General features: G+C 46.7%; 24 protein-coding genes. 13 read left to right on the plus strand and 11 right to left on the minus strand.

The window, feature by feature from the left end; genetic code table 11:
• Positions 1-415 precede the first annotated feature (415 nt).
• Both IV64_RS11325 and IV64_RS11330 read right to left on the minus strand, forming a co-directional pair.
• Entirely contained in the window at positions 416-1,363 is a 948-nt protein-coding gene (locus IV64_RS11325) for a DMT family transporter (protein ID WP_057707355.1), read from the minus strand.
• Positions 1,364-1,447: 84 nt separating this feature from the next.
• Positions 1,448-2,437, minus strand: a complete 990-nt coding sequence (locus IV64_RS11330) for a ketopantoate reductase family protein (protein WP_057707356.1) — start codon at positions 2,435-2,437, stop codon at positions 1,448-1,450.
• Between the two features lie 530 nt (positions 2,438-2,967).
• Here IV64_RS11330 and IV64_RS11335 point away from each other — a divergent pair.
• The 3 genes from IV64_RS11335 to IV64_RS11345 all read left to right on the plus strand — a co-directional run bounded on the left by IV64_RS11335 (position 2,968) and on the right by IV64_RS11345 (position 5,474).
• Positions 2,968-3,792, plus strand: a complete 825-nt coding sequence (locus tag IV64_RS11335) for an HAD family hydrolase (protein ID WP_057707357.1) — start codon at positions 2,968-2,970, stop codon at positions 3,790-3,792.
• A 563-nt stretch (positions 3,793-4,355) separates the two neighbouring features.
• Positions 4,356-4,739, plus strand: coding sequence for a hypothetical protein (locus tag IV64_RS11340; RefSeq protein WP_057707358.1), 384 nt, complete (start codon positions 4,356-4,358; stop codon positions 4,737-4,739).
• A gap of 243 nt (positions 4,740-4,982) precedes the next feature.
• Complete coding sequence (locus tag IV64_RS11345; protein WP_057707359.1) at positions 4,983-5,474, plus strand: hypothetical protein; 492 nt, start codon at positions 4,983-4,985, stop codon at positions 5,472-5,474.
• Here IV64_RS11345 and IV64_RS11350 read toward each other — a convergent pair.
• The 3 genes from IV64_RS11350 to IV64_RS11360 form a co-directional block, all read right to left on the minus strand.
• The gene (locus tag IV64_RS11350) at positions 5,452-6,123 is read right to left on the minus strand and encodes a histidine phosphatase family protein (protein WP_057707360.1); all 672 of its coding nucleotides are present in this window, start codon (positions 6,121-6,123) and stop codon (positions 5,452-5,454) included. The genes IV64_RS11345 and IV64_RS11350 overlap by 23 nt on opposite strands.
• Before the next feature lie 853 nt (positions 6,124-6,976).
• Complete coding sequence (locus IV64_RS11355) at positions 6,977-7,711, minus strand: glycosyltransferase family 2 protein (protein WP_057707361.1); 735 nt, start codon at positions 7,709-7,711, stop codon at positions 6,977-6,979.
• A gap of 238 nt (positions 7,712-7,949) precedes the next feature.
• Positions 7,950-8,657 (minus strand): GntR family transcriptional regulator, encoded by a 708-nt coding sequence (locus tag IV64_RS11360; protein WP_057707362.1) that lies wholly within the window; start codon positions 8,655-8,657, stop codon positions 7,950-7,952.
• A 181-nt stretch (positions 8,658-8,838) separates the two neighbouring features.
• Here IV64_RS11360 and IV64_RS11365 point away from each other — a divergent pair, with 181 nt between their 5' ends.
• From IV64_RS11365 to IV64_RS11385, 5 genes are all read left to right on the plus strand, one after another.
• A complete protein-coding gene (locus IV64_RS11365; RefSeq protein ID WP_057707363.1) occupies positions 8,839-9,156 on the plus strand; it encodes a PTS sugar transporter subunit IIB in 318 nt (105 codons plus the stop codon).
• Between the two features lie 105 nt (positions 9,157-9,261).
• Complete coding sequence (locus IV64_RS11370) at positions 9,262-9,615, plus strand: PTS lactose/cellobiose transporter subunit IIA (protein WP_057707364.1); 354 nt, start codon at positions 9,262-9,264, stop codon at positions 9,613-9,615.
• Positions 9,616-9,769: 154 nt separating this feature from the next.
• Positions 9,770-11,209 (plus strand): 6-phospho-beta-glucosidase, encoded by a 1,440-nt coding sequence (locus IV64_RS11375; RefSeq protein ID WP_057707365.1) that lies wholly within the window; start codon positions 9,770-9,772, stop codon positions 11,207-11,209.
• Positions 11,210-11,227: 18 nt separating this feature from the next.
• Entirely contained in the window at positions 11,228-12,670 is a 1,443-nt protein-coding gene (locus tag IV64_RS11380) for a 6-phospho-beta-glucosidase (protein WP_057707366.1), read from the plus strand.
• 481 nt (positions 12,671-13,151) lie between these two features.
• Positions 13,152-14,456 carry a D-serine ammonia-lyase gene (locus IV64_RS11385; RefSeq protein WP_057707367.1) on the plus strand — a complete coding sequence of 435 codons (1,305 nt, stop codon included), beginning with the start codon at positions 13,152-13,154 and terminating at the stop codon, positions 14,454-14,456.
• Between the two features lie 76 nt (positions 14,457-14,532).
• On the opposite strand, the gene IV64_RS11390 is transcribed toward IV64_RS11385, so the two are convergent.
• Positions 14,533-15,963: a nicotinate phosphoribosyltransferase gene (locus IV64_RS11390; RefSeq protein WP_057707368.1), complete on the minus strand. Its 1,431-nt coding sequence runs from the start codon at positions 15,961-15,963 to the stop codon at positions 14,533-14,535.
• Between the two features lie 155 nt (positions 15,964-16,118).
• Between IV64_RS11390 and IV64_RS11395 the strand changes: the two genes are divergently transcribed.
• Complete coding sequence (locus IV64_RS11395; RefSeq protein WP_057707369.1) at positions 16,119-16,628, plus strand: 3H domain-containing protein; 510 nt, start codon at positions 16,119-16,121, stop codon at positions 16,626-16,628.
• Between the two features lie 88 nt (positions 16,629-16,716).
• Here the strand turns inward: IV64_RS11395 and IV64_RS11400 are convergent, their stop codons facing one another.
• Positions 16,717-17,898 (minus strand): GNAT family N-acetyltransferase, encoded by a 1,182-nt coding sequence (locus tag IV64_RS11400; RefSeq protein ID WP_057707370.1) that lies wholly within the window; start codon positions 17,896-17,898, stop codon positions 16,717-16,719.
• Between the two features lie 22 nt (positions 17,899-17,920).
• Complete coding sequence (locus tag IV64_RS11405) at positions 17,921-19,012, minus strand: DUF871 domain-containing protein (protein WP_057707371.1); 1,092 nt, start codon at positions 19,010-19,012, stop codon at positions 17,921-17,923.
• A gap of 170 nt (positions 19,013-19,182) precedes the next feature.
• Between IV64_RS11405 and IV64_RS11410 the strand changes: the two genes are divergently transcribed.
• Genes IV64_RS11410 through IV64_RS11425 form a run of 4 tightly spaced genes read left to right on the plus strand, consistent with a single transcriptional unit; the run spans position 19,183 to position 21,111 of the window.
• On the plus strand, positions 19,183-19,404 hold the full coding sequence (locus IV64_RS11410; RefSeq protein WP_057707372.1) for a DUF2829 domain-containing protein: 222 nt from the start codon (positions 19,183-19,185) through the stop codon (positions 19,402-19,404).
• Positions 19,404-20,141, plus strand: a complete 738-nt coding sequence (locus IV64_RS11415) for a 3-oxoacyl-ACP reductase (protein WP_057707373.1) — start codon at positions 19,404-19,406, stop codon at positions 20,139-20,141. Before IV64_RS11410 ends, IV64_RS11415 begins: the two co-directional genes overlap by 1 nt.
• A 12-nt stretch (positions 20,142-20,153) precedes the next feature.
• A complete protein-coding gene (locus IV64_RS11420) occupies positions 20,154-20,513 on the plus strand; it encodes an HIT family protein (protein WP_057707374.1) in 360 nt (119 codons plus the stop codon).
• Positions 20,514-20,535: 22 nt separating this feature from the next.
• On the plus strand, positions 20,536-21,111 hold the full coding sequence (locus IV64_RS11425; protein ID WP_057707375.1) for an NUDIX hydrolase: 576 nt from the start codon (positions 20,536-20,538) through the stop codon (positions 21,109-21,111).
• Between the two features lie 199 nt (positions 21,112-21,310).
• Here the strand turns inward: IV64_RS11425 and IV64_RS11430 are convergent, their stop codons facing one another.
• From IV64_RS11430 to IV64_RS11440, 3 genes are all read right to left on the minus strand, one after another.
• Positions 21,311-21,820: a hypothetical protein gene (locus IV64_RS11430; RefSeq protein ID WP_057707376.1), complete on the minus strand. Its 510-nt coding sequence runs from the start codon at positions 21,818-21,820 to the stop codon at positions 21,311-21,313.
• A gap of 77 nt (positions 21,821-21,897) precedes the next feature.
• Entirely contained in the window at positions 21,898-22,530 is a 633-nt protein-coding gene (locus IV64_RS11435) for a pentapeptide repeat-containing protein (RefSeq protein WP_057707377.1), read from the minus strand.
• Positions 22,531-22,623: 93 nt separating this feature from the next.
• Positions 22,624-24,948, minus strand: a complete 2,325-nt coding sequence (locus tag IV64_RS11440; RefSeq protein WP_057707378.1) for a bifunctional glycosyltransferase/CDP-glycerol:glycerophosphate glycerophosphotransferase — start codon at positions 24,946-24,948, stop codon at positions 22,624-22,626.
• Positions 24,949-24,953: the final 5 nt, after the last annotated feature.

A 24,953-nucleotide genomic window follows, 5' to 3' on the forward strand; every position in this document is an offset into this window, starting at 1 on the left:
CAAAAGACGCCAGCTAACAGTGCCTACACTGCCCACTAGTTCTGCCGGCTGCGCTAGGATTGGTTAAAAACAAGCTAGATCAATTTTCATAGAAAGATTACCTTAGCTGGAGGTCACCCATGATGAATCTGCCGCGAAAGTGGCGTTGACCGGTGGACTTCCGGTTTACACCACCGACGTCTTGCAAGACGTGGGGTTACGGCTTGCAAACGAGGACTAAGACCGTTTCTCAGGCTTAGTCCGGTCGCCGCGACAGATTCATCATGGGCGGCCGGAAGCGACAAGTTTACCGACTTTGTTAGTGTTGGTATGTTGCTAGTATCAGTTTTTATGACTTTCAACCCTTAGTAAACCAAAAGCGAACGGCTCACCATCTTAAATGATGATGAACCGTTCGCCTTTTTAATGGTAAAAATTAATCGTGTTGATCAGCAGGATCGTCCGCTTTAAAGTTTTCTGCGCTTCGGTCATTCGGTGCCTGACCAATTGCGAGAATAAAGACGGTACTGATGATAAGTAAACTGCCGACGATATCGAGCCAACCGAAACTGACACCTAGGAGTACAACGGCAATGACGGTCGCAGATAGGGGCTCGAAGGCGTCCAACAAACTTACAACGGTCGGTCGAATATATTGGAGACTTTGGAGGAAAAACAAGAACGCCAGCAAGGTCCCAAAAATAACGACAAAACTCAGTTTGCTAATGTTTAACACTGTCAGCGGAATGTGAATACTCCAGACCGGTTGAACAAAGTTAAATAAGATTCCTCCAAGTAACATGGACCACGTGTTGACGGTCATCGGACTATATTTAGTCAGCAATTGTGTCGGCATTAATGTGTTCGTTGCCGATGAAACGCCAGATAGTAAGCCCCATATAAGGGCCCACACCGAGATGACCAAGGTGCCGGGATTGCCGTGCGTGACGAGTAGAAACGATCCCAGTAAGGCAAATAAGATGGCAATACCTTCCGCACGGGTTGGAAATTGCCGGTGCGCTACCACCATCCAGAGGGCGATGAAGACGGGCCCCATGAATTGTAAGATGGTGGCCGTTGCGGCGTTGCTGGCCTCTACCGCTAAGAAGTAGGTGAACTGAACCGGCATTAAGCCTAACAGCGTGTAGCCGACAATCTGCCAGAGATCCCGGGGATGTCGCCAGATTGACCACAGATCAACGTGGGTCAGTAAGCTAATCAGAAGCAGCCCGATTCCTGCGCCGAGCATCCGAATCCCAGTTAACCAAATTGAATTAATATCGGTCGTATCAAAGAGGGTCTGGGCAATGGCCCCAGAGATCCCCCAAAAAGTTGCACTGATACTTGCTAAGAAAATCCCTTTAAATTCCCGACTAGCTTGCATCGACGAACGCCTCCCTAAGTAAAATCACTTTCCATTCATTGTAACTGATTTTACTTAGAAAAACGGGACTTAGGCTTAAATAAACTAAAGAACGGCCTGGTTTTGAACTTCGGATGTCACGTCGTTAGCGGCCGCCTGCCGAGTCGTTTCGGCTAAATGAACTAAGTGGGTCAAAAAGGCGTGGGTCTTAGCATTGTAATTGTACTTAGCACCCAATTTAACCAGGTAGCCGTTGATGTAGTCGACCTCGGTTGGTCGGTTATGCGACATATCCTGATACATCGACGGGTAGTGTAGTGGGTTAGCGACTTTGCTGACGTAATTCACGGAAGCGAGTTCCTCTGCCCTGGTATTGAGCATCGTCACGCCATCGCGTTCGCAGACGTCGTAGGCTTCGTTGATCAACTGGCGACTGAGCTCATCGGCTCCGGGATAGGCCGCGTATTCACCCATCGTGATTTCAAATAGGGTACACAAGGTGTTGACGACCGAGTTAAAGACCACTTTAGCTAACAAGGTGCCGCGGAAGTTAGTGGTTAAGTTAGGGTTAAACTGACATTTTTCAAGTTCAGTCACGATACGATGTGTCATCTCATCGGGCTGTTCGGTGTAATTTGCCAAGTTCATCGTCCCAGCACCGCGGGCCCCGATGAAGTCAACGTCGCCCGGGCCATTTAAAACCGTTGCGACTAAGGCAGTCCCGGCTAAGACCTTTTGTGGCTGGAAGTATTGAAGCAGTTTTTCCACGTGGCCCATGCCATTCATACAAGTGAGGACGTATTGATGATCGTTAAACGCGTGAGCGGTGCGGGTCAAGAAATCGGCCAATTGCATTTGTTTAGTGAAAACGACCCAGACGTCCGGATCATCGTGATAATTTTCTGGAGTGACCACTTTAACGGGAACTAAATGGCGGTCTTGATGATCGCGAGAGACGTAAACGCCGCCTTGCTTATGAATTTTGTTAACGTTCGGTAACCATGTATCGACGAAATCAACCTGATTGCCTGCTTCTTGTAAGAGGACGCCGTAGCGTAGCCCCATGGCGCCTGCGCCAAGAACTGTAAAATGCATATGTATGACCATCCTTTAAAATGATATTTTATTAATTTAAGATGAAAAAAGCCCAGCAGACAAAAGTCTGCCGGGCGCAGTTGCGTGTTACCACCGGTCATTCGTCAAGCCATTTCGGACTTGACCTCGTGCGAATCATAACTGATCCGACGCACGTTAATGGGTGCAAACCATGGCCCGTTACTTCTATTCACGGGTCCCGTTCACAGCTGATATTCATGTCACCACCACGGGGTCTGCTCACACCATTTCAGACTCGCTTGAACCGCTACCGGGGACACTACTGGACTGTTCATAGCTTTTATCATCAAATATTAATTGTTTTCTAATCTAATCTTTTGCCGGTTAAATGTCAATGTAATTTCTTGAATGGTTTTAAATCGAAAGAATGAACGGGTGTACGGGGAGAATGGCGGGGACTAAACTTAATAATCTTCAGAATGCGTTACGCGGGTCGTTTTTGAAAGCGATTTCCATTCTGGCCGATAATGGCGTACAATTGTAATTGTAAAAATGTGGGAGGGTTAGACATGCCAAAATATCTAGTCTTTATGGACATTGATGGGACTTTACTAACGGACCATCAGTACGTTTCAGAGCGAACGAAAGCGACTATCGAACGGTTACAAAAGCACGACGTCATGTTCTACATTGCAACTGGGCGGATGTATGAGCTTGCAAAGATTGTACGGAATAAAATTAATCCGGAAGTCCGGTTGGTGACTTCCAACGGTGCCGTGTTTGACGGTGCACAGGGGCGCGAAATCACAAAACTTGGAGGAGCAGCCGTTGAACTGGCTTATCTAATTGCCCGGCGTGATAATTTGCCAATGATGTTATTTACACCAGAAATGGCCTATTACACGGAACAGATTCCACGCTTTGTGGCCCGGAACGCGGCTAACTTTGATGCCGGTGAGACTTCGATTGGTTACGCTGAAGTGAAGAGCTTTACGCAGTTATCCAAAATTGAAGACCAAATTACGAACGGTGTGATTTTAAGTCGTGAAGATATGTCGCGCTTAGATTCAGCCCGTGAGAAGTTAACCAGTAGTAAGTTATTACGGTTATCTTCATCCAATCCAAATAATATTGAAATGATTCCTTTAAATACTGACAAGGGAACGGCGGTTAAGCAGATTCAGCGGGAACAAAACGTTGACGCTGCGCATACCTTTGTCTTTGGCGACGGTCTCAACGATGTTGGGATGATGGCAGCGGCTGATTTGTCAGTTGCCATGGGAAACGCGTTGCCACAAGTTAAGACGGCGGCGAACTTCGTGACCGATACGAACTATAATGACGGTTTAGCGTTGTTCTTAGAGAATTACTTTAAAAAACAGCCGTTAAACTAGTTGGTATCAGTTAGAAGCCTAAGCTTGCAGGTGATTTTTAATCTTTAGATCTAAAGATTGAAAGTGCTAGAACTAGTTCATTGTTGCTATGGCACTACTTAGCATCAGAAAATTAGCATATTTCGGCGCTTCGTCGGCAGAATCAGTGGGCCGTGGGGTCGGCTACGGCCAAACAACGGTCTTCCGCCTCGCTTGAAATCCTCAAAGGACGAGTCTTTCAAGTCGCCCCGCACTGTAACCTGGCAAAAACGCCAGCTAACAGTGTCGACACGGCCAGCTGGTTCTGCCGGCTACGCTAAGATTGTTTTAAAATAAACTAAACAAGCTTAATAAATTTAATGGTACTATATGAGTTAATTAGCAATCATTTTTGCTTTTCAACTTTTAGCTTTAGATAGTAATTTAAAGGCTAAAAAGTATACTCATTTTATTCTAGATTCAAAATAGTCCGGTATCTTTGTGTCGTTTTGACAATAAGGTACTGGGCTATTTTCATGAATAAACTGTTTTTTTTTACCAGTGAATACTTATGTGATAATCATAAAAAGACAGGGGGAAAGATGATGACTAAGAAAACCAATAAAATCATTATTGGAGCTATTTCCATTTTATTGATTTTATTTTTTGCTGTTAAGGTAACTTTGTGGGGGCGTGAAGTATATCTTAATTCTGATGACCATATCTCAAGTGTTGTAACAAAAAAGACGAATAATATTTTGAGTAAGCATGACTTAAGTGAAATGAAACAATTAGCAAGCGACGCCAAAACATATAATTTGCTGAAGCAAACATCAAAGTCAACTAAAGCTGAGAATACATCTGGCTATCAGGGGAAAGAAGATAGCATGCCAAGTTACACCACTGAAATTGATGGGAAAAATGTAAATATCCAAATTACTCGCACAGGAAAGTACGACTGGGGGATTAGAAGGATTGAAGAACAGTAAGAAAAGAATGTTCTCGTGACTATTGTTGTTATTGTATTGTTGATGACAATTTTAAATCTTTCAATCTTCAGTTGTTAAGTTTTGCCCCATTTAAGGGTCAGGTGATTGACTTTTACGTCAAATTTGGCACACTTAAAGGGGAAGAAATTTAGGATGGAAATGCCAAGAATTATTTGGAAAATCCTGATTTTGATGGTCAAAGTTTGGTTTTGACTGTGGAAGTGTCTTTAGGAAGTGATAACTGTGAAAATTGAAATTTTACCGGCAGCGCAATCGACGGCGCTAGCTATTCTCTCGTTACAGCATTTGGATAATCGTGAGCTTAACCCGGCAATTGAAAAACAATTAGTGACACAAAACGTTGCCGTGGCCAATCCACAAAGTGCCCTGGCTGATCTAATTCAACTGATTGATCACCGGCACCCAGTGGGTATTCAGGCTTGGGATATGACGGCGTTAAACGTTCCGTGTGCGCAGGTCCGAGTCAATGAAAAAGCCGTGACGTTGGTGACACCGATGGAATCAACGGTGGCGCCCAATTTAAATGCAAAAAGTAGTCGGGTCCTAATCGTCATTGGGTCACCGGGTGCGGGTTCCGAAGTCGTTCATGCGACTGGTCAGGAATTGCAACGCAAAATAAAAGCGTTCTTTGGCATTCAGGCCCGGCTTCAATTCCGGACGTGCAACCAAGAAACGCAAAGTTTGGAAACTACTAAGACCGACGAGTTGGCGTAATGTTAATGTCAATCAAGTTAAATTGACGATCGTCGTAGTCGACCCGACTGACACTCGTATTTTTCAGTAATCGGGTTGGCAGTTCACTGGGGCTGATTTGATATAGGAAAGCGCTTAAAACTAAGCCGTGAGAAACGATTAAGACGTTCTTATCTTGTCCATCTTGTGATTCGAATAGACAAATACGGCGAAGGGTGCGACTAATCCGGTCGGTGACCCCCACGAGGGTTTCAGCTGCACGGGTCTTATCTAAAGCGTTGAACATCCAAAGCAGGGTGGCAAAGCGTTCTTTGCTCAAAACAAGCTTAACGAACGTTCCCATACCGAGCTGCTTGCGAACTTGACCCACGATCCAGAGGTTTTTAGTGCCTTCCAAACCGCCAAAGTTAAATTCACGTAAACCGACATCAATTGTCGGTTTTTTTATTTCGGGGTGTAGTGCGGTGATGATGCGGGTGGTCTGTTGTGCGCGACCAAGGTCACTAGTATAGGCAGCGTCAAAGTGAACGTCGGCTAACATGCGGGACAGTCGTTGGGCTGAGCGGATACCGTTGCGGGTTAATTTGGAGTCGTAAATGCCTTGTAACCGACCCGCGGCGTTCAGTTCAGTTTGTCCGTGTCGAACTAAGTACAAATGAATCGTTGCCATGCGCATACCCCTTTCGTTAATTGATATAGCTCAATTGTAAGGCCGAGCACATATTTGAACAAGTGTTTAATTGTTAATAAACCGTTTATTTTGGGATGAATAAATCATTAGAATGATTAACTAAAGTTGGAAAGGCGAAATTGGAAATTAAATGTTGCTGGCTCACTATTTAGGTTGAACTAAATATGAGCTATTCCGGTTGGCTCCAATCTCGGCATAGGCTTTAAATGATAGTTGTCCCAGCCCCGTTCATGGTGAAAAAGGCGAAAAATAATTGATTAAAAACTATCATCATGACTGATGACATGCGGTCGTGGGACCGGGGATAGCCTGGGGAGCGGTCTAGTCCCTCGCCCGGAACGATTGCAAAAGACGCAATTGTCCCGAACCGTCCGTGGTGTAAGCCCGGCAAAAAAACGCCGCGCCAACGCCACCATCACGACTGATGACATCAGTGGCAACCTCCGAGCGTCCGATTAAAGCAACATTTATCATAGCAACTTCCAACTATATTGAGGGTGCTGACAAATTTAACCGGTTTATTTTAAAATAATCTTAGCGTAGCCGGCAGAGTCAGCGGGCCGTGTCGGCACTGTTTGCTGGCGTTTTTTGCCAGGTTACAGTGCGGGGCGACTTGAAAGACTCGTTCTTTGAGGCTTTCAAGCGAGGCGGAAGACCGTCCTTTGTCTGCAGCCGACCCCATGGCCCACTGATTCTGCCGGCGAAGCGCCGAAAAATACTAATCTTCTGATTGACGGAGCGGCTAACTTAAAGATAGTCAGTCGTTGTATACCAAAAAGGAACCATGATAATTTAATCACGGTTCCTAAATACTGAGCAGTGTGTCCCTAAGTTACTGGTTATTCAAATCTTCACTAAGCAACTGCTTATTTTCTTGTTTGAGAATTTTAATCATCTTGCGTCGAGCGGCAAAAAATGGAATACCAATATGCGCTAGGTTACTACGGAAGCGCCAACGGTAATGGTAAGTTTTGGCGGGAACGTATGGCGCACTAGTGACATAATTAGCGTAACGGAACGCAAAGAGTTGGTCTTCGAGAAAGGCAATGTCTTCGTTAAATTTAAGTTGGTGGGTCGCAATAATGCTACGAATAAAGCATTTATTCCACGAAAAACCACCAACCGTTCCAAAGTTAATATTCGCAATTAATTCTTTCTGAGTATACGTTTTAGCGGGACTTGGAACGGCAAGGTAGCCGAAATGCCCACAGACCACTAATTGACTCTTGGGGTTGGCTTGGTAGGCAGCTTGAAAGCTCGCCAAAAAGTCCGGCTCAACCCAGTCATCGCCATCAACGAAACAGAGGTATTTACCCTTGGCGACCGCCATACCGGAGTTCCGAGCTGCAGAAACACCGCGATTACGCTGGTGGGTGACCACGTGAAAGCGATCGTCGTGTGCAACGAAGGTAGCAATTTGGTCACCAGTATCGTCGGTCGAGCAGTCGTTGACGACAATTACTTCGAAATCGGTAACGGTCTGCCGTTGCAAGCTCGCCAAGCAACTATTCATAAATTTATGTTGATTGTACGCAGGTACAACCACTGAAAAAAGGGGTGCTGACACGCTAATTCCTCCATCGTAAATTTGGTTACTTTTACCATTATAGTCATAAATTGTGACAAAATTATAGTGAAATCCCCTTTTTTATCGATGTTTTAATTATTTTCTTAATGGTAATGTGTAAGAAAAACGGCTTAATGGAGCTGCGTGTTCATTGTAATTGCTTAAATGTTAGGATTGGCGACGGTTTCAGTCCGACTGACTAATAAAAACGGCCAAATATCAAAACAGTCGAGCCAGTTTAATTATTGGCTAAGTTGGTCGTGTGAAAATACAGGGCCAAGTCGGGATAGACAAAGACGGTGTGCGAAAAGTCTAAGAGGCCGTTGTTTTTATAATAATTGCAGGAATCTAAGGTCATGTAGGTGTCCCCGTGGCCGAGTCCCATTAATTGTGATTCTTCCACTGATAGATTCGTTAGGGAAAGGTAGTCATCACTGTTAGCGATACCGATGCCGTACGCCTCACTTAAAAAGTCCCAAATTGAAGAATTTACGGCTTCAGTGGATAAGTAAGGTACAACTGAACGGAGGTAGTAGGCCTTTTCTAAACAGTAAAGTTGGTTATGCCAGTAGCGTAACCGAATGACCCGGTAAAGTTCTTCGTCAACGGGAATGCCGAGTTGACGACTGAGCGCGGTATCACCGTGAATGGTATCAAAGGTGAGGACTTTTGATTCGAGATCACGGGGATGTAAGTTACTATTTAACATGGACCGAGCGGACAGGTTCACGACCGTTTTATGTTTTAACTGAATATTGGTAATAAAATAACCACTGCCTTGCACACGTCGTAAGAGTCCTTGTTGATAGACTAAATCAATTGCTTTACGAATCGTGTTACGGCTGGCATGAAATCGTTCCATCAACTGGGCTTCGGTCGGTAATTTTGTTTCAAATTGGCCATCTTGAATGGCATTGACGAGTTTGGTCGCAATCTCACGATACATAATGGTTCACTTCTTCCGGTAGAATAATTTGTGGGTACCAATTAAATAAATTGCGTAAACTTGATTAATAAGGCTTGTCAAATTTGTACCCATGACTTATAATTCTAATTGTAATGAAAGCGGTTTACTAAAGCAACCGCTAAAATAAATTAATTTAAATCTATCTAGGAGCGTGTTTATTATGGCTGAAAGAACAATTATGTTGGTATGTGCTGCTGGGATGTCAACTTCACTATTAGTTTCAAAGATGCAGAAGGCTGCTGAAGCAGACGGTATTGATGCAGAAATTTTTGCAACCGCTGCCAGTGACGCCGATGCTAAGTTAGAAGAAAAGAATCCAGACATCTTAATGCTTGGACCACAGGTTCGTTACATGTTAAGCGACTTCCAAAAACGGGTTGAAATTCCTGTTGAAGTTATCAACATGCAAGATTACGGCATGATGAACGGTGAAAAGGTATTACGCGAAGCTGAAGCTTCAATTGCAAAAGCTAACTAAATGATTTTTAGATGCTGCCAGACCATGGTAGTTAATCACTATTGGTCCGGTGGCATTTTGATTGTATAAGTAACTAATAAATTTAGGCTAAAAGGATGAGGGTTAATGGCAGAAGAAACGCAAGCACCAAAGGAAACTGAAGCAAGTCTCGAAACAATCATGGGTCTGATCGTCAATGGCGGTAACGCTAAGAGTTCCGCTTTCGAAGCTATCAGGGCTGCTAAAGAAGGCGACTTTGACACGGCGGATGCTAAGTTGAAGGAAGCTGATAACTTCTTAACTGAAGCACATAACTCACAAACTTCAATGTTAACGGCGGAAGCACAAGGGGAACATACACACGTTTCCTTACTCTTGGTTCATTCACAAGACCATATCATGAATGCCATTACCTTCCGCGATTTAGCTGGTGAAGTTGTGGATGTTTATCGGCGTTTAGCTGCTGACGAAGCTAAATAATCGTTAATTAATTGGGGGTTCCACACAAATACCATAACTGGTGTTGGGTGGAGGCCCCTTTTTCTCATAATGGCCACGGCGCTTAGCGGTTTAAAGCTAATTTGGTCAATTTCTAAACAAAAAGTAAGCTAACTTATTTGGAGGTAATCGATTTATGGCAACTGGATATAAAATGCCCAAAGGATTTCTATGGGGCGGCGCGGTCGCTGCCCATCAATTAGAAGGGGGCTGGCAAGAAGGCGGTAAGGGCGTTAGTATCGCTGACGTGATGACTGCTGGGCGTAATGGGGTTCCTCGTAAAGTCACTGACGGGGTCAAACCTGGTGAAATTTACCCGAACCATTGGGGCAATGATTTTTACCACCGTTATCCTGAAGATGATCAATTATTTGAAGAAATGGGCTTTAAGTGTTTCCGGACGTCAATCGCCTGGACCCGGATTTTCCCTAACGGCGATGAAGAAGAACCTAACGAAGCCGGATTGAAATTTTACGACGACTTATTTGACGACTTGTTAGCGCACCATATTCAGCCCGTCATTACGTTATCCCACTTTGAAATTCCATACCATTTAGTTAAGGAATACGGTGGTTTCGGTAACCGTAAGATGATCGATTTCTTCGTCCACTTTGCTAAAACGGTCTTCAAGCGTTACAAGAACAAGGTTAAGTACTGGATGACCTTTAACGAAATTAATAACCAAACGGCGTGGAGTGATCCCCACCCGTTACTTCAAAACTCTGGATTGGAACTCGGCAAGGATGACAACTGGGAACAAGCCATGTATCAGGCGGCCCATTATGAATTAGTCGCTAGTGCGTTGACGGTTCAGGCTGGTCACGCCATTAACCCTGACTTCCAGATTGGTTGCATGATCGCCATGTGCCCAATTTATCCGTTAACTGCAAAGCCAAGTGACGTCATGATGGCGGAACGGGCGATGCAAAAGCGTTACTGGTTTGGCGACGTCCACTGCCAAGGCGAATACCCGAAGTGGTTACCAAAGTACTTCGAACGTAAGGGCTTTGATATGGATATTACGGCAGCCGATTTAGCTACTCTAAAGGCTGGTACGGTTGATTACGTTGGTTTTAGTTATTACATGTCCTTTGTTACCAAGGGCAAGGATGGCGATACCGACTACGATTTCAAAGAGCCGGATGATTTCGTTGAAAACCCATACGTCGAAAAATCTGACTGGGGTTGGCAAATTGACCCAACTGGTCTGCGCTATGCCATGAACTGGATGCAAGACCGGTGGCACTTACCACAATTTATCGTTGAAAATGGCTTCGGTGCCTACGATAAAAAGGAAGCGGACGGTAGCGTGCATGACGATTACCGGATCAGTTACTTCCATGATCACATTAAAGCGATGGAAGAAGCCGTTGCCTTAGACGGGGTCGACTTGATTGGTTATACGCCGTGGGGCTGCATTGACTTAGTTTCTGCCAGCACTGGTGAAATGGCCAAACGTTACGGCTTCATCTACGTGGATGCTGACGACAACGGCCAAGGAAGCTTTGACCGTTCTAAGAAGGATTCCTTTGACTGGTATAAAAAGGTCATTGCAAGTAACGGTGAAGATTTATAGAGAGAGGACGATTTTTTGATGACAACTAAGAGCGGTTTACGATCAGACTTTTTATGGGGTGGCGCGGTTGCTGCCCATCAACTCGAAGGCGGCTGGCAAGAAGGCGGTAAAGGCGTCAGCATGGCCGACGTGATGACGGCTGGTGCCAACGGTGTTCCCCGTGAAATTACCGATGGTGTGATTGCTGGGAAAAACTACCCGAACCATGATGGCATTGATTTTTACGGCCATTACAAAGAAGATATTAAGTTATTTGCTGAAATGGGCTTCAAGTGCTTTCGGACGTCAATCGCCTGGACTCGGATTTTCCCTAACGGTGATGAAACTGAACCAAATGAAGCTGGGCTGAAGTTTTACGATGACATGTTCGATACTTGTCATCAATACGGAATTGAACCCGTAATTACGCTAGCGCACTTTGAAATGCCTTACCACTTAGTTAAAGAATACGGTGGTTGGCGGAGTCGGAAAGTCATCGACTTCTTTGTTCATTACGCGACTACGGTCTTCAAACGTTACAAGAACAAAGTTAAGTACTGGATGACTTTTAACGAAATCAACAACCAAACGACGTATACGAACCAGTTCTTGATGGCGACTGACTCTGGGTTAGTCTTGAAACCAGACGATCCCGATGCCGAAGCCTTAATGTATCAAGCAGCCCACTATGAAGTGGTTGCGAGTGCGTTAGCCGTTAAGATTGGTCACGAAATCAACCCTGACTTCAAGATTGGGAACATGATCAATATGACCCCAATTTACCCACTAACGGCAAAGCCACAAGATATCATGCAAGCTGAAAAAGCCATGCAACGGCGTTACTGGTTTGCCGATGTTCAATCATGGGGTTACTACCCACGGAACATGGAAGCCTTCTTCAAGCAGACTGGTTTCCGCCCAGATATTACGGCAGAAGACCGGCAAGTCTTAAAGGAAGGGACCGTTGACTACATCGGGTTTAGTTATTACAACTCCAACACCGTTGAAGGCAAAGCTGACAACCCAAGTTACCACTTTGTTGGGACTGAAGCCGTTGACAACCCATACCTCAAGACGAGTGAATGGGATTGGCCAATTGACCCTGAAGGCTTGCGTTATTCTTTGAACTGGCTACAGGACCGTTATAACAAGCCAATGATGATCGTTGAAAATGGTTTGGGTGCGCGTGATAAGGTTGAAGCTGATGGCTCAATCCATGATCCATACCGGATCGATTATTTGCGGGCCCACATTAGCGAGATGATCAAAGCGGTCAACGAAGACGGTGTGGACTTAATTGGCTATACCCCATGGGGCTGCATTGACTTAGTTTCTGCAGGAACTGGTCAGATGTCTAAGCGTTACGGCTTTATCTACGTTGATAAAGACGATGAAGGCAATGGGACGTTAGACCGTTCTAAGAAGGATTCGTTCTACTGGTATCAAAAAGTTATCAAGACTAATGGTGCGGATTTAAAATAACACCTGATTAAGTTAAAAGCCTCTCAGAAGTTTTGATTTCTGGGAGGCTTTTTCAATATTTGTGAGTTAGTCCGGTTGTCCCTGATGACATGCGGTCGTGGGACCGGGTCGAGCCTGGAACACTTGCAAAAGACGCAATTGTCCCGGACTGTCCGTGGCCTAAGACCGGAAATTCACCGGTCAAAAGCCACCTTCACGACCGATATCATCAGGAGCAACCTCCGATTATCTGACAGTAATAACGGCTTTAGTCTTTTCTACCTTTAGTTTTTCGGTTAAACAGTATTAGGAAACTGAAAGAATCAGCTATAATTTTCAGAAGCTAACGGGCTGAATTTGATTGTTAAGTGGCTTCAGACGGGCATTAATTGTACTTTGTACCATAGCCGTGTCAGCTTGTATCCCATGAAACTTTGTGGTTAAATGCGAGTCAAAGTAATGGGTACTGGTAAGTCAATCTGACGTAAAGGACTTGAGCGTAATGGATAAGCAAATGTTAATCAAACAATATCCGCAAATCAAAGATTTAATGGCAAAACGACCAATTGTTTGGCGAAATCCAGACTATGGGAAGACCGCCAAGCTTCCGTTATCGCAGGCTCAAATTTTTGATGCCGTTGCCCGTTGGGAAAGGTTTGCGCCGTACCTTGAAAAGGCGTTTCCTGAAACGGTGGCGACCCACGGAGTTATTGAATCCCCATTGGTTCATATTGATCGCATGCAGGCGGCGTGGGAGATGCTAAACCGGCAATCATTGATGGGGCAGATGTACCTGAAGGCTGATAGTGAGTTACCGGTCTCCGGTTCAATCAAATCACGGGGCGGTATCTATGAAGTGCTCAAGTTTGCAGAGACCGTGGCCATGGAACGGACGGACTTAACGTACATGGACGACTACGGTATTTTGGCAACGCCTCGATACCATAATCTATTTTCGCAGTACAGTGTCATCGTGGCGTCGACTGGAAACTTGGCGCTCAGTGTTGGGATTGCAGCGGCAAGCTTTGGCTTTAAAACGACGGTCTACATGTCACATGATGCCCGCGAGTGGAAAAAGGCGCGTTTACGGGCTGGCGGCGTGACGGTGAAGGAGTTTGCCATGGATTTCTCAAGTGTGATTCCATTGGCACGGGAAGCGGCCAAGGCCGATCCACACTGCCACTTTGTCGATGATGAGGGGTCGACGGACTTGTTTCTCGGGTACGCCGTGGCGGCAGTCCGGCTGCAAGCCCAGCTAAAACAGCAAGAAATCAAGCTCGATGCGGATCACCCCGTCGTCGTGTACTTGCCGGCTGGTGTTGGTGGCAGCCCGAGTGGCGTCGCCTTTGGCCTCAAGATGATTATGGGTGCGAACATCCATCCCGTCTTTTGCGAACCCGTCCACGTGCCGTCCGTGACGTTGGGGATGATGACCAAATTGAATCATCGGATTTCGGTTCAAGACATCGGACTCGACGGGTTAACGGCCGCGGACGGGTTAGCCGTCAGCCGGCCGTCACGGATTGCTGGCAAGATCATGCGGACCTTACTGTTAGGCAGCGTCACCTTTAACGATGACGATTTGTTTACCTACGTCAGTGAACTGATTGACACGCAAAAACTAACGGTAGAACCGTCGGCCGCGGCGGGTTTTACCGCGATTAAGCCCCTGATGACCGTATTTCCACAGTTTGCCGGGCCCAACGTGACCCACATTGTCTGGGCGACTGGTGGCGAGATGATGCCCACTAGTGAACGTCAGCTGGACTATCAACGTGGTGTCGACTTGTTGGCTGAGCGTTTGTGATAACCCAAAAATAATTGACCACAATAAAGGTGTTTCTCAGAATCCTGGGAAACACCTTTTATTATGTTGGCTTATTTTATTCCGACACCGTCGCTTGGTGTAGGAGTTCCGTTTGTAACTGGCCCAGGGCCGCGGTCATGTAAACCGGATAAACGTCAGGGTTAACTAGCCGTTGCGTGGCACGCGGCAACTCCGCTAACTGGTCCTGACTAGTTGATTGAATGACTTGGACGCTGAGCTGGGTCGCGGGTTCTAAGGTAACCGGTACTAGTAGTGGTCGTGCATCAAAGTTCGTCAAGACGTGGTGATGGTCCACACTCAGTGGGTTACTGTTGAAGACGGCCAAGTTCGTTGCGCCAACGATCGTTTCGTTAGTCAGGGCAATCAAGTCGGCAAAGGCCTGCTTCGTACCGACATTGTATAAGCGATAAACCTGCTTTTTACCAGGAATGGTGAGCTTTTCACGACTGGCGCTGACTTTGATCTTAGGCTCGACGCGACCGTCACGTTCGATAGCAGCTAATTTATAGACACCGCTTAAAACGGGGGCGGAAGCGCTGGTGATGAGCTTTTCACCAATTCCGAAGTTGTCGATGGGGGCGCCTTGTTGTAAGAGCGACGTAATGATGGTCTCATCCAACGCGTTTGAAATAGTGATTTTAGCTTCAGGGAAGCCCGCGGCGTTCAACATTTTACGCGCCTGCTGGGCAAGAATTGCGACGTCTCCAGAATCAATGCGAATCCCGACTGGTTGATGACCACGGTCACGTAATTCTTGGAAAACGGTGATGGCGTTAGGAATGCCGGAATTGAGAACGTCGTACGTATCTACGAGGAGCGCACTGTTGTCCGGATAACGTTCCGCCCACTTGCGAAAGGCGGTCAGTTCATCGGGAAAAGCTTCAATCCAACTGTGGGCCATGGTACCAGCGGCAGGAATATTGAACGCTTTAGCGGCCAAGACGTTGGAGGTACTCTTGGCGCCACCAATCACAGCGGCCCGGGTACCGTAGATGGCACTGTCAGGTCCCTGTGCGCGCCGGGCACCGAATTCCATAATGGGACGTTCTTCAGCGGCAAAAGTTAACCGGCGAGCTTTGGTGGCAATCAGTGACTGGTGGTTTAGGATGTTTAAAATGAGGGTCTCTAGTAATTGCGTCTGGGCGATGGGGCCCGTCACCGTTAGTAACGGTTCGCGTGGAAAGACCGGGGTTCCTTCAGCAACGGCTTGAATTTGACAGTCGAGTTGAAAATCGGCCAAGTAGGCCAAAAAGTCGGCATCCCAGAGACCAAGCTGCTTGAAGTAGGCGAGATCTTCAGAACTAAAATGAAATTGCTGTAACGCTTCGACGACTTGTTGCAATCCAGCGGCAATGACAAAGCTGCCGGCATCGGGAACGCGACGATAAAAGACGTCAAACGTGGCTTGCGTGTCGGGTAAGTCATGCTGAAAACCGTTCGCCATGGAAAATTCATACAGGTCCGTCAGTAACGACAAATTACGCATAAGGTAAACCTCTTTCAACTTTAGTTAGGTGTCTTGACACCCTTATAATTGAAAACAGTGTAGCATAGTTTTTCAGTTATGAAAAGATTCGTTACACTTAGTTGACGGACTTTCTGGTAAAATAGGACTAATTGATGAGTAAAGAAGATGAGGTCATGACAGGATCAGAACGACGCGATCAAATACGAGCAACGCTATCGACTAGTACGCTAGCGGTTAGTGCGACGACGTTAGCCCAGCAATTGGGTGTCAGTCGCCAAACGGTGGTCGGTGACATTTCATTGTTGCGGGCTAACGGGTTGAAAATTATTGCGACGTTACACGGCTATGAGTTGGAAGATGAAGTGCAACCGACGGCAATCTTGGTTTGTCGGCATTTTCCGAATGAGGCCGCCGATGAGATGACGCGAATCGTGCAGGCGGGTGGCGTGATTAAGGACGTGACCGTTGAACACCCGCTGTACGGCCGCTTACGTGGTGAACTAGAATTGCGGACGGTAGGCGATATTAATCTCTTCATGGGACGGCTTCAAAAACAGCAGGGTCACCTGTTATCCGAACTCACGGACGGTATCCACACGCACACGGTAGGCTACCGGACGCCAGAGCAGTTAGTTGCGATTCAAGCGACGCTGCGTGAGGGCGGTTATTTGTATGAAAACTAAGCAGTGATTGGAGTGAAAAACGGTATTCCAGAAATTTTTCTGAAATACCGTTTTTTGTTAGGTAATTAATTTGTTACTGTAATTTCAATTAGAAGTAATCGATCAACGCTGGACGGGTGTGGACTAAACTAGTGTCTAAGCGAGCGGCAGCGTTGGTATCACCAGTAATTTGACCGTGTTCTAAGGCACTAAGCAGTGTGCGGGTGCCAAAGAGCGCCTTGGTCAGTTGTTGAATAGATAGTTGTAAGTCGGACTGGCCGGTCGTTGCGGGACTGACCCGGTTGAACGTGACGACCTGCTGATGCCGGGATAACTCCCAGATGCCTTGATTAAGCGCAAGGGTGTCGTCACTAACGGCAAGCCGAATCGGCGCAACGTCAGCGGTGAACGGATACTTGGCGATAAAGTCGTGCAATAAGACGATTCGAGCCATCATGTACGGCGTTGTCGTGGCCGTGGTCGTGTACGGATCAGCTAGGAGGTCGAGCTGGTTGTCAGCGCTCGGGGCTTCATAACTGAACGTTTCAAAAGTTGTCCCGTGCTTAGTGACAAAGTTTGCCAACCGCTCAAATGCGGACGAAGTACTGGTTGACCATTCCTGAATAGCAAAATTAGTTGGTTCACGATCGTAAATCAGGTAGCCTTCAATAACGTTGGCCGAATTACGATAAATGGCCACGGACCAGTTGTGCTTCAAGGTTAGGTAATGACGCCACCAAGCCGGCCGAACAACACCGCCACGCTGATTTGCGGGCTGCTGTTCATAAAAGGCATTAATCAGTTCAAGGCCTTCGTTTCCATAGCGGGTAACCGTGCCCGTTAAATCGTGTGGCTTGATTCGTGGCAGGTCTTTGGCCGCCATCACGTAGTGGCAGTGGTCAAAGACGTGCTCGTAACCGAAGCGACGGTAGTACCCATAGGAAAATGGCGCCAAGTAGGATAACGGCACGTGGTTAGCTGCCATAGCTTCTAAGGCCGTGGTCAGTAATTTACCAGCGCCACCTTTGCCAGCGTATTCCGGTGCGCTCATGACGTCACCGATGCCGTGCATGGCGTACTTGACGCCGTGAAAATTCACTTCTAAGGGGAGACTGTATAGGCCGCTGACGAGTCGGTCCTGGTCATGGAGACCATAGATCCAGCCGTGTTGGTAGCGATCCATAAAGAAAGCCCGGCGAGTCGGCGAGTCCTGATTATTAAAAGCGTATTGGTAAAGCTGATAGAATTTCTCTCGGTCGGCGTCGGTTGTTAACCGGTAATCTGCAGTCATTAAGGTGCCCCCCTTGACGTTATTATTTAGCTGCGACGAATTTGAAATCTGCCCATGGTTGTAATAAGTCTAAGCATAGCGCATCGCTAGTGACGACGTGACCAACCACGTTGATCCGACCGGTGTTCTTGAAATCACGGCGGGCGATTTGTAATTCGCCTTTGTATTGACCGTAGCCATCGTTATCGATTAAGACATCGCCGGCTTTAACGTCGTCGGTATGGTGTGCAGGGAAAGCTTCATCCTTATAAATCACCCGGGTCTGTGAGGACCGGATGACGTAATCAGAGAAGTCACCCCGGTAAGTTTGGGGCTGGGCAAAGAGGATTTTGTCTTCAACGGCCGTCAAGTCATCAACGGTGTCCACGTGTAAGAGTGGGTAAGGACTGAAGAAGACGTCGCTAACGGCTTTCAATTCGGCTTCGCTGGCATACGCGTTGCCAATCAAGACGTCGTCAATCAAACCAGTCATTTTAAGATGTTGTGCTTGTGCTGCAATGGCTAAGCCCCGGTGTTCTTCAAGGGTGCACAGCCCGTCTTGCATTGGCCAAGGACCGTAAGTCGCATCGTTAGAAGAAATGAAGGCGGCCGTGTTGATCCCATATTGACGGTATTGTTCAGAAGTCTGAACAAAGTAGTCGTGACCTAGTCCGGTGTATTGTTGTGGGTAGAAGTTGTGTGATCCGAGTAAGTTATCTTTTTCGGGGGAATAGTCCATGATGGTATCCACGTAATGGGTCCCCTTAGACATGTTTACTTCGATTTTCAAGCCGTATTCGTTGTGAGTCATCCGGGCTTCTTCTTGACCGGTGAACCCGAGGTCTAAACGAACGCCCCAGGCACCTAAGTCGTGGAAAAATGACAGGTCGTCGTAGGAAACGCCGAGTTGTTTAAATAAGCCGGGGTTAACGTCGACCATCACTTGTAAGCCTAATTTGTTGGCGTAAGTGATGACTTTCTTGAAGTTGCTGACAACTTCATCCTGATTACCCTTGATTTCAAGTAGTGACGTGAAGACCCGCTTGTAACCATATTTAGCTGCTAAATCTAAGTAGGCAGCGTCCTTTTTGAATGTTGACCGTTCTGGATAGACGGAGACACCAAGTTTACTCATAAATAAATCCCTCCAAAAATTAGTTAGCTTTCTGTATTCGCTTTCATTATCGCATATTTAATTGGTCCATACCAGCCATAAAGCATAATTTGTTGGTACAAATTTTAAACCTGTTCCTGAAAGTGCGAATATGATACGATTTGGGTAATTAGAAAATGGAGGAAATCAATATGACATTTGAAGCAATCTTACCCGAATTAAAAGCTGGTAAAAAGGCGGTTCGGACCGGCTGGGAAGGGACTGAACTCTTCGTGATCCTGCAAGCTAAGACCACGTTTGAAGGGGACCCGTTGAACCCGTATTTCTTAATTAAAACGGCGGATGAAGCGTACAGCATGTGGTCACCGACGGATTGTGATATTTTGGCCACTGACTGGCAACTCGTTGACTAATGAAATTCACGGAATTTGAAGGCCAAACGGTCCTAGTCACCGGGGCGGCGTCAGGGATTGGACGGGCACAAGTTCAAGCTTTTTTGGCACAGGGTGCGGCCGTTATTGCGATTGACCAACACCCCGTTGATTTAGAAGGTAATGGACTGAGTATTCAAGTGGCGGATGTGCGGGATGCAGCCGCGTTGAGCCACGCGATTCAAGCGGGAATCACGGCTTTAGGCGCCCCCCAAATCGTCTGCAATACGGCTGGTAAGCTAGACGGCTATCAGCCGACACTGGCCATTGACTTAGCTATTTGGCAAGATATCTTGGCGACCGACCTGACAAGTCAGTTTCTGGTTACCAATGCGATTTTACCAGCGATGCTCAAGCGTCAACACGGCGTCTTCGTGAACATGGCATCGATTGCCGGTCTCGTTGGTGGTGGCGGTGGTGCGGCTTATACTGCAGCTAAGCACGCCATTATTGGTTATACGAAGCAGCTGGATCTGGATTACGCGGCGCAAGGGATTCGCGCTAATTGTATTGCGCCCGGTGCGATTGATACCCCGATGAACGCAGCAGACTTTGCGGGTGACGGTAAGATGGCCAAATGGGTTGCTAGTGAAACGCCAGCTAAGCGCTGGGCCCAGCCAGAAGAAGTGGCTGACCTAACGTTATTTTTGGCGAGTCGGCACGCCGATTATATTCACGGCACGGTAACGCCCGTGGATGGTGGCTGGTTAGAAAAGTAAGGGGATGAAGGCTTGCAGTGTCTTTTTTGTCAACCGCAACCATACGTATTAGAAAATGAGTTGGCGGCGGCTTTTTATGATATTCATCCGGTTAGGCGAGGGCACTTGTTGATTATTCCAAAGCAGCACTACGCCACCTTTTTCGAGGTCCCCCCAGTTGTGAGGGACGCCATGTTTGATTTGGTGACGCAAGCCAAGGCTTATTTGGACGAGCGTTATCACCCGGATGGGTATAACCTTGGCATTAACGTCGGGCCGGATGCGGGCCAAACGGTCATGCATTGTCATATTCATTTGATTCCGAGGTATCGCGGTGACGTTTCCGACCCGCGCGGTGGAATTCGCAAGATGTTACCACCGGCAGCTGATTAATATAGATAAGAGGTAAGCAACAATGTCAGATATTTTTGAAAAGGTCGGACGGACGGGCAAAATCTTAAAGCAGACGCCGGTCTATCAAGGCCCCATTTTTAACTTAGTCAAACAAGAAATTGAAACACCGGATGGTCTAAAGGTTGAACGAGACCTCATTGATCATGGTAACGCGGTAACGATTCTCGCCATGACCGACGATGACCAAGTCGTCCTCGGGTCAGAATACCGGGTTGGTCGCAATGCCGAGACAATTGGGTTACCAGCGGGACTAATCAATGAAGGTGAAGATCCGTTAACGGCAGCAAAACGGGAGCTTCAAGAAGAGACGGGGTACGTTGCGCATGACCCACAAGTGATGACCGCAATCAGCTCTTCAGAAGGGTTCACGAATGAAACCGTCAGTTTGATTTTGACGCATATTGACCCAAGTGAACACGCCGCCAAGCATTTTGACCATGACGAATATGTTAATACGCAACTGGTCCCATTAACGAAGGTCATTGCGCTAATCAAGGATGGCAAGATCCGTTCAGCGCAAGGTATTTGTGCGTTGACTTGGTATTTGAACTTTATTCGTCCGGGAGAAAAAAGATGAACTTAGATCTTGATCTAGTTGCGGCTGGAAATCCGTTGCGGGGCGTGCGGTTCATCGCTGACGAGTGATCGGATTTTGTTTAAATTAGATTAATCATAAAAGAGTGGCAAGTTTTTGTTGTCAGAGTAAAACTAACGCCTGCTGAAGCTTTGATGATGTTCATCAAGATTTCAGTGGGCGTTAGTTTATTTTTAATGAGTTAACGATTGGCCTTAAGACCGGCTAATAAATCCTTCGCATTGAACTTGCGAAGGTTACTCGTAGTAATTCGCAACTCGTTGCCAGTAATGAAAATGTTGTCTTTAAACATGCTGTAATCCTTTAAAAAGCCGTCCGTTACGATGATGGTAATGTATTCAAGCTTCACGGGAAGGGGAACGTCGGCACCGTAGCGTTCATAGGTGATGTCCCCCAACTTGATATCCTGAACATTAGCCCAGGGGAGCCAAATCAATTTTTTATTACTGAAGGTCCCGTAGCGGTAAGCAATGCCTTTTGGGCCAACGTCTAAAACCACGGGGTTAGTCAATAGGCGGTGAAGGATGATTAGTTGGGCAAACAGTCCAAGCAAAATTAGTGCAACGCCTAGAGTAAGAAACCACCAGCGCTTCATGAGGACTAAGGCTAAACCGACCATGATGAGGCCAAATCCAGTTAGTAGTGTGCCTAAAAAATGCCACCTGGAATAATAAAATTGATAGTGAGTCATTTGCGTTACCTCGTTTGGTTAAATGCTGAAAGTGGGGCCTAAAAGTATTTGCACGATTAGTGACGAAGCGGATAGCCCTATTTGACATGAATACCGTTAAGACTTGCGGCCAAACTAGCAGCTTGGTATAAGTTAACCTGCATGCCCCGGACTAACTCAGGGTCCAGTTCAAGTTGGTCAAATTGGCAACTGCTGAGGTCAACGTTTTTGAGCCGCGTTTCGCTGAAAGACGCCTTATCGAGGTCACAACGGTTGAATTGAACCTTCGTGAGTCGATCAGCCATGATACTCGCATCAATCAGTTGGCAATCGTTAAAGTGGGTCGTTTTTAGCTGCATTTCACAGAGGAGTGCCAGGTCAAGTCGACAGTAGTCAAAAGAAACGTTATTTAAAATTGCGCCGGTCAAATCGAGCCCAACCATTTTACAATTCGTAAATTGAGTACGCAGCATATTGGCTTTTTCAAAGTGACAGTTGGAAAAATCGCATTTGTTAAAAATAGCGTCCGTGATTTCTAACCGCTCAATGGTCTGGTTAGTGAACACGACGTTTTCAAAAATGACATGATCGAGCATCGGGTGTGCGAAGTTGATTGCAGGAAGCGTCGTATCGCTGATTCGGCACTGACTGAGTAAGTGGTCTTCATCATCAAAAATAGTTGTAAAAGTGCCATCCGTTAAGGTCGATGGCAAGATCCGTGGTGTTTCCATTAGTAATCCCTCATTGTTTGACTATTAAGTAAGAAAAAAAGTTTGGGGCATTAACCCCAAACTTTATAATCCGCTGTTTTACAAGAAATGCAATTATTTAGTGCGCGGTGCTGGTAAGGCATCGCCGAAGAAATCGTTAACGACGCGTTCACTGGCATGGCCATCTTCCCAAGCGTTAAAGCGTTCGCTGAACTTGCGATAAGCGTCCGCGTATTCACGATTGAGTGCAGGAAGGTCGTGTAAGGCAGCCAAGACGTCATCGTTCGTTTTAAGCAGTGGACCGGGTAAGTCTTTCTCCATGTTGAGATAGAAGCCCCGTAACACGCTGCCGTACTTTTCGTAATCGTAAACGAAGTAGAGAATTGGTCGTTTTAAAATGGCGTAGTCGAAGAAGACACTCGAATAATCGGTGATTAAAACGTCTGAAATCAAGTACAGTTCAGAAATGTCACTGTAGCTGGATTCATTGTAAACGAAGTCGCCGAAGTCGGTGGTGTCCAAATGTTCAGTGATGAAGTAGTGGGTCCGTAAGACCAGCACGTAATCGTCACCAAGTTCACGCCGGAGCCGGGCAATGTCCAATTTCAACGTAAACTTGTAGTCCCCGACACCGTAGTAATCATCGTCACGCCAAGTTGGGGCGTAGAGAATGATCTTTTTGTCTAACGGAATCCCCAGCTTTTCTTTAATGGCCCGGGTTCGTTCCGCTTTGTCAGGGGCGTTTAGAATATCGTTACGTGGGTAACCAGACTTGAGCATACGGTCAGTTGGGTACATAAAGGCGTGTTCAAAGACGTCAACTGAGAATTGGTTGGCCGCAATCAGATTATCCCATTGCCGGGACTGATGGTAAAAAATCTCTTTGTACAGTGGGTTGGCACTGGCCACGTTGTCCATATCAAAGACTAAGTGCTTCAGAGGCGTCCCATGCCAAGTAGATAGGAATTTCGTGCCTGGACGTTTGATAAACCATTTAGGTTGACGCATGTTGATCACTTGGAACTTCGACGTTGCCAAGTAGTACATGTATCGCCATCCGAACCGTTTAACAACGGTCGTATTAGGATTATGTCCAGGATTAGGTTCAACCCCTTTGTTCATGATCCAGACGTGGTGGAACTTGCCGGGATACGTCCGTTGCAGGTATTCATAGATTGCCTTAGGACTATCTGAATAGTTACGACCCAAGAAGGATTCGTAAAAAATCGTTTTAGGCTTGATTGGTAACTTGGTAAACCACCAGTTGTAAGCTAGTTTAGTGATACCGCGGCCGCGACGATGGAGCACGCGGTTAAGCTCACGTAACCGAACAATTCGGTTAACTGAACGTTGTGGCAAGCTACCATTGCGGCGAATCGTGAGTAAGACCCGACGACTCTGACCACGTAACGTTTCCTTGATCAATGTCTCTGGAATGTCATTTAAGAAACGCTGTAAAGTCGGTAAGAGCTCAGCACGTTGTTCCTCTGCAACCGTTCCGGTTCGAGTTGCCAATGCAGCGTATAAGTAACGGTGGAGACGGTGTAGCGCCCGAACCGCGTACTTGTTAAAGCCTTCTGAATCTGGTGTCTGGGTGGCTAGTGCCGTCTGCCAATCCTGAACCCGTTTAGTCCAACGAGTGGGGTCATCTAGTTGATGAACCGATGGGTGGTTAATGGGGTCGTTATGTTTAACCCGGACGTAAGTATGTTGGCTCAGCCGAATCGTACTAGTCGTTGCGGCAATTAACGGCAACATGAATGGTGCGTCGGGGTACAACGGGTTGTCCTCGTTGAATTTCAACGCTTGAGCTTCGACTAATTGGCGGGCCACAATCTTACCAGCAACTTTTAACTGGCGGTTAAGCCCAGCCCAACGCTGTTCCCCGGTATGTTCAAGGTAACGGTGTTGAAGCCAGTTCATGACAAGTGGATCCACGGATAGGTCGGCTGGTAAGAGGGCGTCAGCAGGCAAATTAACCGTGTGGCGCTTAGGCCGGTTACGTTTCCGTCCGCCCCATTTTGGCAAGTCATCGCGCGTGCCGTCAGCTTCGTGGCTGGTGGCAAAGGCACTGTGTGGTTCGTAAGTTGGGTACTGGTTCAAGTCGTATAAGACGTCCGTTGAACGAGTGCTAATGATGGCAGCGGCATCTGCCAAGGCGTTAGGTAAGAGATAGTCATCGCTATCAACGAAGACGAGCCAGTCACCATTGGCCGCTTGCATGGCCTGGTTACGTGCGGCCCCAACAGTAGCGGGCGTAAACGTGATTTGGCGAATTGGGAACGGCGCCTGCCATTTTGGCTGGGTCAGGTCGATGGGTTGGTTGCAAGCAATCAGCCATTCAAAATCGGTCATCGTCTGACGCGTTAGATTGTTTTTTAAAACCAGTAACTGCTCAAGTTCATTTGGCAGACAGGGGGTAATTAAACTATAAAACATAAATG

Origin of the sequence: Lactiplantibacillus xiangfangensis (assembly GCF_001438845.1) — a bacterium.
Lineage (GTDB): Bacteria > Bacillota > Bacilli > Lactobacillales > Lactobacillaceae > Lactiplantibacillus > Lactiplantibacillus xiangfangensis.

Bases quoted from the DNA above. Each gene is read 5' to 3' on its own strand.
- IV64_RS11325 (WP_057707355.1), bottom strand. From the start codon at position 1,363: ATGCAAGCTAGTCGGGAATTTAAAGGGATTTTCTTAGCAAGTATCAGT.
- IV64_RS11330 (WP_057707356.1), bottom strand. From the start codon at position 2,437: ATGCATTTTACAGTTCTTGGCGCAGGCGCCATGGGGCTACGCTACGGC.
- IV64_RS11335 (WP_057707357.1), top strand. From the start codon at position 2,968: ATGCCAAAATATCTAGTCTTTATGGACATTGATGGGACTTTACTAACG.
- IV64_RS11340 (WP_057707358.1), top strand. From the start codon at position 4,356: ATGACTAAGAAAACCAATAAAATCATTATTGGAGCTATTTCCATTTTA.
- IV64_RS11350 (WP_057707360.1), bottom strand. From the start codon at position 6,123: ATGGCAACGATTCATTTGTACTTAGTTCGACACGGACAAACTGAACTG.
- IV64_RS11360 (WP_057707362.1), bottom strand. From the start codon at position 8,657: ATGTATCGTGAGATTGCGACCAAACTCGTCAATGCCATTCAAGATGGC.
- IV64_RS11365 (WP_057707363.1), top strand. From the start codon at position 8,839: ATGGCTGAAAGAACAATTATGTTGGTATGTGCTGCTGGGATGTCAACT.
- IV64_RS11370 (WP_057707364.1), top strand. From the start codon at position 9,262: ATGGCAGAAGAAACGCAAGCACCAAAGGAAACTGAAGCAAGTCTCGAA.
- IV64_RS11375 (WP_057707365.1), top strand. From the start codon at position 9,770: ATGGCAACTGGATATAAAATGCCCAAAGGATTTCTATGGGGCGGCGCG.
- IV64_RS11380 (WP_057707366.1), top strand. From the start codon at position 11,228: ATGACAACTAAGAGCGGTTTACGATCAGACTTTTTATGGGGTGGCGCG.
- IV64_RS11385 (WP_057707367.1), top strand. From the start codon at position 13,152: ATGGATAAGCAAATGTTAATCAAACAATATCCGCAAATCAAAGATTTA.
- IV64_RS11390 (WP_057707368.1), bottom strand. From the start codon at position 15,963: ATGCGTAATTTGTCGTTACTGACGGACCTGTATGAATTTTCCATGGCG.
- IV64_RS11395 (WP_057707369.1), top strand. From the start codon at position 16,119: ATGACAGGATCAGAACGACGCGATCAAATACGAGCAACGCTATCGACT.
- IV64_RS11400 (WP_057707370.1), bottom strand. From the start codon at position 17,898: ATGACTGCAGATTACCGGTTAACAACCGACGCCGACCGAGAGAAATTC.
- IV64_RS11405 (WP_057707371.1), bottom strand. From the start codon at position 19,012: ATGAGTAAACTTGGTGTCTCCGTCTATCCAGAACGGTCAACATTCAAA.
- IV64_RS11410 (WP_057707372.1), top strand. From the start codon at position 19,183: ATGACATTTGAAGCAATCTTACCCGAATTAAAAGCTGGTAAAAAGGCG.
- IV64_RS11415 (WP_057707373.1), top strand. From the start codon at position 19,404: ATGAAATTCACGGAATTTGAAGGCCAAACGGTCCTAGTCACCGGGGCG.
- IV64_RS11425 (WP_057707375.1), top strand. From the start codon at position 20,536: ATGTCAGATATTTTTGAAAAGGTCGGACGGACGGGCAAAATCTTAAAG.
- IV64_RS11430 (WP_057707376.1), bottom strand. From the start codon at position 21,820: ATGACTCACTATCAATTTTATTATTCCAGGTGGCATTTTTTAGGCACA.
- IV64_RS11435 (WP_057707377.1), bottom strand. From the start codon at position 22,530: ATGGAAACACCACGGATCTTGCCATCGACCTTAACGGATGGCACTTTT.
- IV64_RS11440 (WP_057707378.1), bottom strand. From the start codon at position 24,948: ATGTTTTATAGTTTAATTACCCCCTGTCTGCCAAATGAACTTGAGCAG.